Here is a 13,905-nt window from a genome sequence, read left to right on the forward strand (position 1 = left end):
CGACTCTCATTAAAACCAGCATGGAATAAACGAATTCTGCCAGTGCGGGATAATGTATCAACTGCGTGGTCAGCAGTGACCAGATATAACCGACAATCAGTTCCGGAACCAGTAAAGGAGCCAGGATCAGTAACCATAAAAAGAATGAGATGCGTGATTCAGTCCGATCAATCAGACTCGACAGACTCTGGCAGAGATAGACTCCGGTCAGCGAAATGATGAGACTGCGTAAGACAGACACACCACAGATTGTGGTCAGGCTCATTTCAAATACTCCGACTTGAGCCAGTCCAGAGTCAGTTTTCTCTGTTGCACCAGATCGGATAGAGGATATGCCTGTTGAATATAGGGTCGATATTTCTGAACGTCATCGGGAACCAGATCCCAGTTCACTGTTCCCAGGGGAATCTGGCGTGATTGCGATTGGGATAATTCCAACTCGACCTCTGCCGAGAGCAGATAATCGACCAGTGCTTCCGCCTGTTTTCGGCGTTTCGTGCCTTTGATGATGGCAACACTGTTGGGAATCAGCAGCGCCTTTTCTTCAACTAAAACAGGTAAGGCCGATACAGGTTGTCCTGCATCGACGGCGACAAAATAATCATCGGTGTCCGTATAACCCAGAATACAGGCACCTGATGCTACCAGGTTTTTCACACTGGAGTTTCCGGATGTAACCTGAATACCGCGTTCCTGCAGCGAATGGTACCACTCCTGCAGGCGATCTAATCCCCAGGCGTCACACAGAATTGCAAAATGCGAGAGTGTCGTTCCATAAAGAGGCTTGGCGATTGCCACCTGGTTCAACTGCCCCGCCAATGTTGTTTCCACATTTTCATAAGTCAACGAATAGGATTCTGTATTCGCGATATAAACACGCAGTCGTGCGGCAAATCCGGTCCAGCAACCATCCGGATCTTTAAATGCAGCGGGAATGCGGTCATAACCTGGCCCCTGGTAGGATTCCAGCAAACCCTGATCTTTCAAAGCAGCTGTTCCCAATGCCTGGTTATTCCAGAACACATCACACTGCGGATGGTCTTTTTCGCGAATGATTAAATTTGTCAGACCCAGCGACTTGGTGGCTTCCGTATCGAAACGGGGTTCGACTTTGATGCCCGTCTGCTGTTCAAATTGCTTAAGAATCTTTTCTGAGAAAACGGAATCATGCGCGCAATAGACGACCAGCGCCTCATCCTGATTCTGGAAATAGAAGACCAGTCCGAGCATGAGGATGACAGCGAACTCAATCAACGCCAGCATCAACCATCCGGACCTGGTCCTGCGACCATTGATTTGATTCATTTGCCGGTTGCGTTCTCTTCAGTTTTTTTCTCAAGCGAGTTGAAATATTTTTTGATGCCCTCATGATATCCCGGGGGGATCTGTTCCTGCATGATGGCTTCGCTCATTCCCTGTTTGAGGTCGGTAAACAGCTTGTTGTAATCTTTCTGAGCTTCCCCCCGATCACTGAGACCTTTGGTTTTAAAGGAGAGCAGCACTTTACCAGCGGTAATCGCAGACTTTGATTTTTCTGTTTTGAATCCCTTGTCTCCGGTATCATCTTCGTCGACTTTGCCTCCGCCACCCTGCCCTTCACCGCCGGTTCCTTCGCCTTGCATGTCGCCCATCAACTGGGAATACAGGTCTTCGTAGTCTTCCAGAGTCAGGCAGTTTTCACAGGCTTCGCCATCCAGTCCTGATTTATCATTCGCTTTTTTTGCCTTGGAAAGAACGGTTAACGCTTCTTCCAGTTTTTTCAGATCTTTGGCCGACTGGGCGATTTCTTTTAATTCCATCTTAGCCAGATCCATAGACTGCATTGCTTCCCGCAGGGCTTCATCCTGTGGAATGCCTTTGGATTGGGCCATCTGCATCTGCTTCATGGCCCGCTTTAAGGCGGCTGCCATTGGTTTGGAATTCGTCTGCTCACGGGCAAACGATTCCATCTCCTTCATTTTTTTCTGAATCTCATTCTTCAGTTGTTCCCGTTTGACCGGATCTGTTTCCTTCTGCAGTCGCTGCAACTGGTCTTTCAGCTCTTCCATTTCTTTCATGAGCGACTGGGTTGATCCCTCCTGCAGCTCTTTGTTCCATTTCTGCATACCCTCCGCCTTGGACATGCCACCGAATTTTTGCGCCTGATCCGTTTTCATCATCATGCTTTTCATATTCTCTTCGGCCCGTTTACGCCATTGTCCGCCGAGAGATTTCTGATGTGCTGCGAGGGCCTCTGCGTTTTTCTGCTTTTTACCAGGTACCATTTTCCGAAAGTCAGATTTCAGGTTTTCAACAGCCAGTTTAACTTCTTTCGATTCTTCGTCATTTTCCCCGTTGTCCTTATTTTTCAATTCTGCGAGTCGGGCCTTGGTCGCCTTTTTCGTAGTCTGGAACTCTTTCACTTTTTCCTGTTCGACTTCTGCTGCCTGAACTTTGCCAAAGGGGTCATACTGGGGGGTATATTCCAGCAGTAAAAACAGGATCAGTCCTGCAGAGCAGCAGAGGGAAAAGCGCTTGGCCCACACAAAAGGTACCACCTGGGCCGGTTGGATTTTCGTTGCCTGCTGTTCCGCATCCTGAATCACCAGGGGCTTATAATTTCCAATCGCCTTCTCCAGCATCGTGACTGTCAGAAACAGATCCTTGGTTTTCTGCTTCTGATCAATCAGTCGGGCTGCCTGCTCTTTGTCGGGTTTACGGAACAGAATGAATGACAGCACAAGAGTACCGACGGCAACGACTGCCAGTGATGGCAGCGTAAACCAGTCAGTCAGGTACCCGGTAAATCGGCTGAACAGCATGGCAGTCAGATAAATGCCGAGGGAAATACAAAAGGATACGAAAACCTTCCGCCCCCACACCGCCAGTGCCAGTCGCTGTTGTACGCGATCAATTAATCGAGTGGATTTTGTTATCTGTTTCATGGGTCTTGCCTCAAACAGGGAGGAGTAATGCCGTTTTCAGTTTTTGTTTCCGGACGTTTCAATAGCGTCCGCTTCTGCAGGACTGATCAGTTGATCCTGGTCTATATCATATTGATCAAATAATGCCGGATCAAACAGGAATTCTCGACGTGACAGGTCGCCATCCCGATTACGATCCATACGCTGAAACCAGCGCGGCCCGTTCACGGTTCTGGGGATCAGCATATTCTGTTGCATCGACATCGCATCAGATCGTGGTGCGAATTTAAATAATTCCGGTTTTCCCAGTTCAAATGTAATTTTGAAATGCCCTTTCAACTCACTATGATCCAGCGCTTGATCACGATTGCCGTCGTAATCTTTAACGCGTTGGATACTGTTCTGCAATTCTCGCGGGCTTAAACGCCGATCCAGATCGGTATCCAGAATTTCAAACAGAGATTTTCCATCATTGGCGACTGTCATCACCACCTGATTTTGGACTTCGGACGTATCTTTGATTAAAAAATCGGTCAATTCCTCAACAAACAGCATCTCGTCCTTATTTTTATCGACTTTTTGATATTCTATTCCAGGCAAATTCAGCTGCGCAAATTCCGCTTGTGTCAGATAGCCATTTTTATCGCCATCGACCACACGAAATCTTGTCTGGTAAAATCGCACATTATCTGCCAGCAGGTGTCGCGTACTTTTGACACGCAATTCCAGTAACAGCCCATCAATGTGGAATTCCATTTTTGAACTTGAAACGACTTGAACGTCATGCACCCGGTTTGTTGTTTTGTCAAGAAACTTCAGTTGAGGTCGAAAAGTCTGTTCTCGCGGTATCGCAATCTCTAATTGTACATCCGGAATCGGATTCTGCAGGTATTCAAACAGTTCTTCACGATTCAAGAATCCATCGGCATTTTTGTCTGACTCAGGCAAGTGCCCGGTATCCTGTCGCTTCTGCTGAAAACAGCTGATGGCAATTGCATCTATTTCTGAACGAGTATGCTCGCTGTACTTCTTTAAGATTTCATCAATGGCTTTGTTAACCGAACGATCGTGATCCAGGCGGAGAAAGGGTGTTTCCACTTCCGTCTGACGGACTGGATTCGGGGACGCCATGTTCGCTCGGTCGGAGTTAAACGGGCGCAATTCTGCCAGATTCAGAACTTCATCTTCATCGCGATCAAACAGGAACAGTGTCTGCGGGCTGGCTTGCAGTTCCGCATCACTGAGAGTGCCATTCTGATCCTGATCGAGCTTACGAAACAGTTCTATCACCTGGGAACTTCGTGAAGGCACACCCGCAATCCGAAAAGCAGAACCCTGCCCACTGTGAAGATAGACTGCAAATTCTTTCAGGCTGAGACGCTGATCGACGGGATCTGAATCCAGCCGCTTGAGGCGAGACTGCACAGACCCTGTGTCGTAACGCTGAATGCCAAACGCAGGCAGAGACTTCAATTCTTTTAAATCGAGAACACCATCTTCATCCTGGTCGAGCGAGGTAAACATTCTGTCAATGTAATCATTGCTGATCGAACGGAAATCGGACTGATCCACCAGCAGAGTGAATTCCAGGATGACCGGTGCCGAAGGGGCGAGCAAGATGATTCTCTGTGCCGAATCTTGATTGGCAGAAACAGGATGTACCTCTCCCGCCTGAATATCGGACTTGAAAAGAGTTCCCAATATTCCCATTACAAAAACCAGGATGATCGTTTTCGATACAGGATTCATCATTAATGATTCAATAAAAATTCGCTGCTGTTCAACAACGCCCAGAACAGATTGGAATAGGCGTGTGTCCGCTCCTCTTCTGTTTTGGCAGAGGAAATATACGCATTCAGTTTTTTCACTTCGGATTCAGAAGGAGGTCGAGATAAAGTACAAAGGTAAAAGGCTTCGATTTTGTCTGATATGGTAGAGCCGGGAAATTCCACGATTGCCGTAAAAACATCCGACTGTTCAAGACTGGTGGCGTTTGTCATGAAGGTGCCATTCATTAAAGCCAGTGCCTGCAGAATGGTTGCCCGGGGATCCAGTTGATTCTCGGAATCCGTCTGGAACAGGTCCCGCATTTCGGATTCGGGAGTATTCGGTCCCTGTGAAAGCAAAAAGGGATCGACTTCAGTCGTCTGCCGGAAGAATCCGGTGGCCTGCACCAGATTGGCAAAAATCTGCTCCGCCGACAGTCCCCGCGTCGGCATTTTACCATACCATTCTACACGGGATTGACTGGAATCGGTCTGACGGCTGGTCCGCTGATAAGTCTGGCTGTTTACAATTTCCCGGATCAGGAATTTCAGGTCGTATTCCTGTTTCCGCAGAGCATGAGCCAGCAGTTCGAGAAGTTGCGGATGAGTGGCAGGATTGGACGAAGAAAAATCGTCTACCGGATCAACGATTCCCCGTCCGAAAAAAAGGCTCCAAACTCGATTGGCAGTCGCTTTGGCAAAATAAGGGTTGTCTTGTGCTGTGATCCATTCAGCCAGTTGCACTCTGGGGGCGGTATCTCCCTGTTCCCATTCAGGTTGGATTCCATCCAGAAATATGGCATCAACCAGCCGATTCGTATCGGGAATTTTGATCTGGGGTCGTCCGCCGGATTCTCTCAGATTCAGAGTGACAGCAATCTGATCTGGCTGAGTCTGTTCAATGTTCGCAAAGAATGCCGCGTATTCCCAGAACTGCTGCTGTTTCCAACTGTCAAAGGGGTGGTCATGACATTGGGCACATTCAATTCGGACGCCCAGAAAAGCACGCGAAGTTCCTGCAGCCAGATTCTCGGGTTTCAGCTGTTTCACGACATAATAGGCACGCGGTGTCAGATCCTGGGTTAATTCGCCCGGTTGAGTTTGTGAATTGACATCCAGCGGCGTACTGAGAATCTGACGGGCCAGTTCATCGTAAGGAGTGTTAGCCTGAAACCGGGACCTCAACCAGGCTTCAAATTCAGGAATCTGTCCTCTGAGTTGAAGATTTGAGGTTATTTCAGGCAGCAGCAGATCACGCCAGACATTTGTGAAATGTACGACAAAACCAGGGCTCGCGAGGAGGCGGTCTACCAACTGTTCCCGTTTCCGGGGAGACTGATCGGCAAGAAAACGACGCACTTCGGCGACCGGTGGTATTTTTCCGGTTAAGTCCAGCGTAACGCGACGCAGAAATTCAGCATCTGTGGAACGGGGCGCAGGAATGATACCTTCGCGTTTTTGTGCCTCATCCACCAGCCTGTCGATTTGAGCTGACAGAAGACCGGTTTTCGACTGGACTTCCGAATCAGCGTTTACCATAGGCGATTGAAACATTGTCAGAGTGAACAACGACGCAATCAATGCCGCCAGGTGGCCTGTCGGATGAATAAAATTGCACCGTTTTGTAAGTTCTCTCAACACTGCTTAACCATTCTCAATCGCATTGATTTTGTCTGATTCAGGGAACGATTCATCCCGGTCGAGACTTTGAAAGGAAGATTCTGTTTTATATAGTCAATTGTACAACGCCTGATTGCGAATACAAGGTCGATCTGACCTGTCCCAATGGCAGCCCAGAACGTTAGAATCGTTCTGGTTCGTTGATAGCGACTCTTCAAGATCATCAACGGCCAATTTTCAAGACCGGTTCACCAGTGAGACCGTTTTAATCCTGCTTTTTGCGTATTTAATTTGAAATCGCCCCTCATTTCTCAAAGAAATCAGATTTAAGAATGCTGACTTACCTGAAGCTGTTTATCAAGAAGTACAAGGATGATTTATTCGTCATCGTCGCCGGAGCAGGCATGCTTTATTTTGCCACTCTCGACAGGGAACTGGGCTGGTTCTGGAATTCCGCAGGATTTGTCATACTGATCTGGGGAATTGCAACCTTATGGATGAATTTACGTTCCAGCGAAAACCCGAAACAAAATGGTAGCAACGCGGACTCCTGATACGCTAACATTGACAGGAAAGCTTATGTTAACGCCATTCCTTTGCCAGCTGTTCAAGATATAGAAGCACATATGCCTTTTCCCAGACTACTTATTCAGAACCTGTTGTGTGTATTTTGTGTTCTCTCTCTGCTCCCGAATCCGCTCATTGCGGGAGACTGGCCGATGTGGCGATATGATGCAGGTCACACTGCTTCGACTCCACACGATCTGCCTCACAAACTGGCTCCTCTCTGGTCCCGTTCTTTTGGTGCACGTGAACAGGTGTGGGATGATCCACTCAATAATGATCTGATGACCTATGATAAGATTCTCGAACCAGTCGTAGTCGGCAAGCGAATGTATGTCGGTTTTAATGATGCAGACAAACTGATCGCTTTAAATACAGAGACTGGCAGGACACTCTGGACGTTCTTCGCGGAGGGGCCCATCCGCTTCTCACCGGTCGCGACTGAGGCACGCGTCTACCTGGTCAGTGATGATGGTTACTTATACTGCCTGGATTCTGCCACTGGGAAGTTGGTCTGGAAGTTTCGTGGCGCACCATCGGCACAAAAAGCCCTGGGTAATAAACGTGTCATCTCAGCCTGGCCCGCGCGGGGCGGTCCCGTGCTTTATAATGACACCGTCTATTTTGCGGCGAGTATCTGGCCTTTTATGGGCACTTTCATCTATGCGCTCGATGCAGAATCCGGAAATGTTATCTGGGTTAATGATTCGACCAGTGCCAGTTATATCAAACAGCCTCACAGCGCCCCCTCTTTCGCAGGCGTTGCTCCTCAAGGGACACTGGTTGCAACAGAAGAACTACTGCTGGTTCCCGGCGGTCGATCCGTTCCTGCTGCACTGGATCGTAAAACAGGAAAACTCAAATATTTTCACCTGGGAGGAAAAGGAAACGGCGGTTCTTTTGTGATTGCTGGCGCGAAAGAGTTCTTTGTGCATACCCGCTACCGGGGCGTTCGTGCGTATCACCTGGAAACCGGTTTTCCGAACCTGTTTGTTTACAATGAACCGGTTCTCCACGAAGACCGGATCTATTCCGCTATCGAAAAAGACAAGCAGCCTCTGATTCAGGCCAGCAAAACCACTCACCAACCTCTCTGGACAATCGCCGCGGATGGCCGAGGTGATCTTATCCGTGCAGGTAATCGACTTTATGCAGCTGGTGACAAAAAGCTGGCTGCGATCCAGCTTCCAGCTTCGCCAGAGGAAAAACCTGAACTTGCCTGGGAACAGTCGGCACCAGAGGGGATTTTGCGTTTGCTGTCGGCTGATAATAAGTTGTTTGCTGTCACGTTAGAGGGAGACATCCTGGCGCTGGGCACTACAGAGGGCACTACAGATAATGCTCCGGAAAAGATAACAGCGGCACCGGCAACACTCCCGCCTCCCGATTTGCAAACCACGCAATTGGCTGATGCACTCCTTAAGGAAGCACAGTCCAGTCTGGGGTATGTGATCTGTTATGGCGCGGATCATGAAACGCTGTTTGATGCACTTCTCGCAAAATCAGATTTACAACTGATCGTGATTGAAGAGAACCTTGAGAAAATTAATAGATTGAGAGTTCGTTACGATGCGCTGGGCTTGTATGGTTCTCGGATTTCAGCACATCGTGGAACACCCGCATCGTTTCAGGCCCCTCAACATATTGCCCGTTTGACATTACTCAGCAATTCGATTGTTCAGACATTAAAAGCAGATCATTTAGAGCAGATTTACCGTTCGGTGCGACCTTACGGCGGCGTGATCTGGGTCCCCGATTCTGATCAGAGTCTGACTGATAAGCTCAGTAGACTATTGCAGGAGGCCGATCTGCCACAAGCTCAATTGAAAACCACGGCAACCGGTCATCTGATATCCCGTGAAGGTGCCTTGCCCGATTCTGCAGACTGGACCCATCAATATGGCGATATTGCGAATACCGTCAAATCAAATGACAAACGCGTGAAACTACCGCTGGGTGTTCTCTGGTTTGGCGGAAATACTCACGAAGACATTCTGCCACGCCATGGGCATGGACCTCCCGAACAGGTGATTGGCGGACGCACATTTCTGGAAGGGATGAACAGCCTCAGTGCACGTGATGTCTACACCGGGCAGGTACTCTGGCGCAGGGAATTCGAAGATCTGGGAACGTTTGGAATTTACTTCAACTCAACCTATGAAGATACTCCCCTCAGTACCCAATACAACCAGCGGCATATTCCTGGTGCAAACGCCCGTGGCACAAATTATATTGCAACAGCCGACGAAGTTTATCTGGCAATGCAACATGAATGTCATGTGTTGGACGCCCGCGACGGGTCAACAAAACGGATTATCAAATTGCCTGATCCACAGAAGGAATGGGCTTTCATAGCCGTTTATGATGCCATACTGCTGGCCGGGAACGGCTTTGGTCATTTTGGCAAACAGGTGGATGAAAAGCCGGGTAAAGATGGTCCGTCTGCGACAGATCTTTCCGCCAGCCAGGGTTTAATCGCCTACGATCGTCATTCGGGCGAGATCCTCTGGCAGGTCGATGCGATTCATTCTTTTCTACATAATGCCATCGTTGCAGGAAATAACCGGATTTACTGCCTGGATAAATTACCTGCCAGTGCCGAGAAAAAACTCTCGCGACGCGGACTCGTCGATCCCTCAAAATATCGTATTGTCTGTTTCGATGTCTTCACCGGTAAAGAACTCTGGTCGACCCGGGAAAGTATTTTCGGATCATGGCTGGGGTATTCCGAAAAACACGATCTGCTCTTGCAGGCGGGAGCACGGGCCAAAGACCGCCTGAGCGATGAAATTGGCCAGGGAATGATCGCCTACCATGCGAAAGACGGATCAATTCGCTGGGAGAACCAGAAGCGAAAATATACAGGCCCCTGCGTTCTGCATAATGATCTCATCATCACCTCGGCGAATTCCTATGAAGTCTCAGGAGGCGCATTCAACATCCTGGATGGCACACCTTACACGATTACCAATCCCATTACCCGGCAGAAAGAACCGCTGAAATTTTCACGGTCTTATGGCTGTAATTATGTAATAGCCAGCGAAAACCTGCTGACATTTCGTTCCGGGGCCGCCGGTTTTTACGATCTGCAATCTCAGAGTGGTACCGGAAATTTTGGTGGCTTCAAATCAAGTTGCACGTCGAATCTGGTTGTGGCAAACGGAGTATTGAATGCGCCCGATTACACGCGTACCTGCAGCTGTTCCTATCAAAACCAGACTTCGCTCGCATTGATTCATATGCCTGAAATCGAATTCTGGACGAACAGCCAGTTAGGCAGCGATGCAAAATCAACAGGAACGGTCAAACAGGCAGGCATCAATTTTGGTGCCCCTGGGGATCGAAGTTCCGAAAACGGTACGCTCTGGCTCGATTACCCCAGTGTCGGGGGGCGATCACCTGACCTGAAAGTAACCGTCTCAAATAAAAAGTATGAAGTCTTTCGCCATCACGCTCTGAAAATTCAGAATTCATCCAAAAACGACGGGATGAACTGGGTGGCTGCGTCCGGAATTATCGATCCTCAGAAAATCACCATTGCCATTCAGCAGGATGCAAACGCCGAACCGCTCCCCGGAATTCCGATTGCCGGCGTGGATGACGATGCAGAAGAAGATTCCAAAGGGGAAGTCAAACTCCACAGCAGCGATCTGGAACTGGGATTAGACGCGGGGGATCCCCAGGTGGTCGGAGTCCGTTTTTCAAACGTCCCGCTCTCTGCCGATGATCAAGTGGAGTCTGCCTGGATTCAGTTTACGGTAGATGAAACAGGCAAATCACCGGCCCGATTGAAAATTGAAGCAGAGGCGGCTTCTGATGCAGCGCCTTTTGTCGAATCCAAACAGAACCTCTCCAGCCGCAAACGAACGAAAGCGAACGTCGAATGGTCTCCCCCAGCCTGGATGAAAGTGGATGTGCATGCTGAAGATCAGGCTACTCCTGATTTGAAGGCACTGCTTCAGGAAATACAGTCTCAGCCAGGTTGGTCCAAAGGTAATTCGATCTGTTTTCTGATCACAGGCAAAGGAACCCGCATCGCCCGGTCCTATAAGGGGGCTTCATCAGGCTCGGCACGTCTTGTGTTGAAAATGAAAGGCGATTCGTCCGAAGATCAGAATCAGGAAACAAAGCAACTCGGTGCAACAGCCACCCATTATTACACTGTCAAACTGACATTTACCGAGCCCGATGAAACTGTAAAAGCGGGCCAGAGATCGTTTCATATCAATCTGCAGGGGGATCAGGTACAGAACTCATTGGATATCAGAAAACAAACCGGACAGGCCATGCAGAGCCAGGTTCTGAAGTTTGAAAAGGTTCCCGTTGAGGATCGGATTGAAATTGAACTGACTCCAACGGAGCAATCAGAATATTTACCTGTCATTTCCGGTATTGAGTTGATCAGCGAAAATCGGGCCGAGCAATAATTCAGGAGGTTACGGGAGCTTTAGATTTTTCCGAAACCCAATCCTTCAATTGCAGTTGCACGTTTTCGAAACCGCGAAAGCGATTGATGCCGGGGGCGAAGCTGATTGAAAACGGGCCTCCATCTTCCTCCATCTGGCTGGCCCATTCCCCTTTTCCAAAAGCAATAGCGCGAATTTTGGTGTTATGCTGCTGGAAGACCAGTGAGATATGACGTCCCCCTTCCCCCATGGTGCGTGGTGGTTCCGCCAGTTGCACACGCGTTGCCACAAATTGTGGTCGCGGGTTCTCCTGTCCGAATGGGCCCAGGCAGTCCAGTTCACGAACCGACTGTTTCGTGATTTCATTCAGACAGACTTCGGCATCGATGCGGACGAGCAGTTCGCTATCAGAAAGTTTTGGTGCAAGAGCGGCGTATTCCGCAAAGGCGAGCCGAAAACCTTCGATACTGTCTTCTTCGATCTTGAGTCCCGCTGCGGCCTGGTGGCCTCCGAAACGTACCAGGTGAGTGGCACATGCAGAAAAGCCGGCATGGAGATCGAAACCGGCGAAGGAGCGGGCGGACCCCTGACCTGTGCGGGTGGACGCATCCAGGGCAATCAGTACTGTCGGCTTTTCAAAATGTTCTGAGACCCGGTTCGCAACAATCCCGATCACCCCGGGATGCCAGTCTGCGTGCGCCAGTACGAGGGTGTGATGATCTTCCCAGTCTGCGTTCTCTTCGACCATTTCTTTGGCCTGTTTGAAAATCCGCCTTTCTACCGTCCTGCGATTTTTGTTTAGTTCGTCCAGATACACGGCCAGCTGTGCCGCGCGATCCTTATTATTCGTTGTCAACAGTTCAACAGCCAGACGGGCCTGCCCCAGTCGACCGGCGGCATTCAGGCGAGGGGCGATCGCGAAACCGATGTCCTCTGTATCCAGCATCTGCCCGGCTTTGATCTCTGCAACCTTCATCAACTCCTGTAATCCCAGCGGTGCTCGTTCAGCCAGCGCACTTAATCCATAGCGGACCAGGATACGATTCTCGCCCACCAGGGGTACCACATCAGCAATCGTGCCAATGGCTGCCAGTCCCACCGCACACTTCAGATACTCGCGCATCTGCGGCGATGCTTTCTGGCCGTCTCCCAGTTTCTGGCAGACGGCCCAGGCCAGTTTTAAAGCGACACCAGCTCCGCAGAGATGGGGAAATTCATAGTCACTGTCCGGCAGTCGCGGGTGGACCAGGCAGTCGGCTGCCGGTAATTCATCCGCCATCTGATGGTGATCGGTGATAATCAGTTCCAGCCCCAGTTCTCGCGCCAGGGCTGCTTCCTTCACACTCGTTATGCCACAGTCGACCGTAATCAATAATCGCTGTGGGTCTTCTTCGTACAACTCTCTGATGGCATCGCAGTTTAAGCCATAGCCATCATCCAGGCGGTTGGGGATAAAGTAGTCACACTGTCCCTGTGCCAGCGTGATGCATTGCAGCAGGATACTGGTAGCCGTCATCCCGTCCACATCGTAGTCACCGTAGATGGTGATGCGACGTTTTTCTTTCAGGGCAGCAACGATTCGATCTGAAGCGGATTCGACGCCGGGCATGGAACATGGTTCCAGCAGTTCTGTCATCCGGGCATCGATGAAACTCCGGGCGACGGTGGCATCCTGCAGGCCACGAGCAATCAAAACCTGCGCTAAGAGTGGAGAGATGCGCATTTCCGAACTGAGACGGCGTACCTGTGATTCATCGTGGGGGGCAAAACGCCAGTTTTGAGTCATCCCTGCTCTCGATTCATTGCATTAAAGTTTAATATCTATAAGTATTGTGCCCAATTATTAAAACAGAGTCGGGTCTGGCTGTCAAAACTGCAGGATTCTCTAAATGTACAAAAAGTGAGACCGTCCGCTGTTTTGTACTGATATCGAACCTGATTGACCCGGTCTTTGTCTGAGCTGCATACAGGATAGCAGCATAATCGATCTAATCGAACTGATCATCAAGGTAGAAATCTGAGATAACGGTGTCGTGACTTGTCGGGACCCTGCTTCCTGACTAAACTGTGGGCTGCTATCGATTTCACGATACTTCTGTAAACGATTGAATTACGAATTAAGGTTTTGGGATGAAACACGTTCTTTCTGCACTTGTGATGAACCAACCGGGTGTACTGGCCCATATTTCGGGGATGCTCGCTTCGCGCGCCTTCAATATCGAGAGCCTGGCCGTCGGTGAAACTGAAGAACCTGAATTTTCCCGAATCACTTTTGTCGTAGGCGATTACAACAAACTCGATCAGGTCAGAAAGCAACTCGAAAAGCTGGTTACCGTTGTAAAGGTTGTTGACTTTTCCGGTCAGGATTTTGTGGAACGTGACCTGATGCTGATGAAAGTTTCCGCGCCTGGCAAAACACGGTCAGAAATTCGTGAATTAGTCGAAATTTTCCGTGCGAAAATCGTTGACGTGAGCACTGAAAACGTGATGATCGAAATCTCCGGTCAGGAATCTAAAATCAATGCATTCATTGACGTGATGCGGCCGTTTGGAATACTGGAGATCGTTCGTACAGGAAGAATCGCCCTGTTACGCTCAGAAACAATGAAAGCAGACGTGGATTCAGAGACTGTGGAAACAGTTTAA

9 protein-coding genes are annotated in these 13,905 nt (G+C 49.4%); 3 read left to right on the plus strand and 6 right to left on the minus strand.

The annotated features are described in order from the left end of the window. From AACZ40_RS09135 to AACZ40_RS09155, 5 genes are all read right to left on the minus strand, one after another. Positions 1 to 265, minus strand: a 265-nt coding sequence (locus AACZ40_RS09135; protein ID WP_339674146.1) for a hypothetical protein, incomplete at its 3' end; no start/stop codon positions are given. Beyond that, on the minus strand, positions 262 to 1,305 hold the full coding sequence (locus AACZ40_RS09140; RefSeq protein ID WP_291169332.1) for an extracellular solute-binding protein: 1,044 nt from the start codon (positions 1,303 to 1,305) through the stop codon (positions 262 to 264). The genes AACZ40_RS09140 and AACZ40_RS09135, both read right to left, overlap by 4 nt. Further along, complete coding sequence (locus AACZ40_RS09145; protein WP_291169329.1) at positions 1,302 to 2,924, minus strand: hypothetical protein; 1,623 nt, start codon at positions 2,922 to 2,924, stop codon at positions 1,302 to 1,304. The genes AACZ40_RS09140 and AACZ40_RS09145 overlap by 4 nt, the downstream gene beginning before the upstream one ends. A gap of 36 nt (positions 2,925 to 2,960) precedes the next feature. Then, on the minus strand, positions 2,961 to 4,655 hold the full coding sequence (locus tag AACZ40_RS09150; protein ID WP_291169327.1) for an EF-hand domain-containing protein: 1,695 nt from the start codon (positions 4,653 to 4,655) through the stop codon (positions 2,961 to 2,963). Further along, entirely contained in the window at positions 4,655 to 6,208 is a 1,554-nt protein-coding gene (locus tag AACZ40_RS09155; protein WP_291169324.1) for a DUF1549 and DUF1553 domain-containing protein, read from the minus strand. The genes AACZ40_RS09150 and AACZ40_RS09155 overlap by 1 nt, the downstream gene beginning before the upstream one ends. A gap of 413 nt (positions 6,209 to 6,621) precedes the next feature. Here AACZ40_RS09155 and AACZ40_RS09160 point away from each other — a divergent pair, with 413 nt between their 5' ends. Beyond that, on the plus strand, positions 6,622 to 6,843 hold the full coding sequence (locus AACZ40_RS09160; RefSeq protein ID WP_291169322.1) for a hypothetical protein: 222 nt from the start codon (positions 6,622 to 6,624) through the stop codon (positions 6,841 to 6,843). Between the two features lie 165 nt (positions 6,844 to 7,008). Next, complete coding sequence (locus tag AACZ40_RS09165; RefSeq protein ID WP_291169320.1) at positions 7,009 to 11,280, plus strand: PQQ-binding-like beta-propeller repeat protein; 4,272 nt, start codon at positions 7,009 to 7,011, stop codon at positions 11,278 to 11,280. Position 11,281: 1 nt separating this feature from the next. Here the strand turns inward: AACZ40_RS09165 and recJ are convergent, their stop codons facing one another. Further along, on the minus strand, positions 11,282 to 13,045 hold the full coding sequence (recJ, locus tag AACZ40_RS09170; RefSeq protein WP_339674154.1) for a single-stranded-DNA-specific exonuclease RecJ: 1,764 nt from the start codon (positions 13,043 to 13,045) through the stop codon (positions 11,282 to 11,284). A gap of 344 nt (positions 13,046 to 13,389) precedes the next feature. Between recJ and ilvN the strand changes: the two genes are divergently transcribed. Next, positions 13,390 to 13,905, plus strand: coding sequence for an acetolactate synthase small subunit (gene ilvN / locus AACZ40_RS09175; protein WP_291169316.1), 516 nt, complete (start codon positions 13,390 to 13,392; stop codon positions 13,903 to 13,905).

Source organism: uncultured Gimesia sp. (assembly GCF_963972345.1).
Taxonomy (GTDB): Bacteria; Planctomycetota; Planctomycetia; order Planctomycetales; family Planctomycetaceae; genus Gimesia.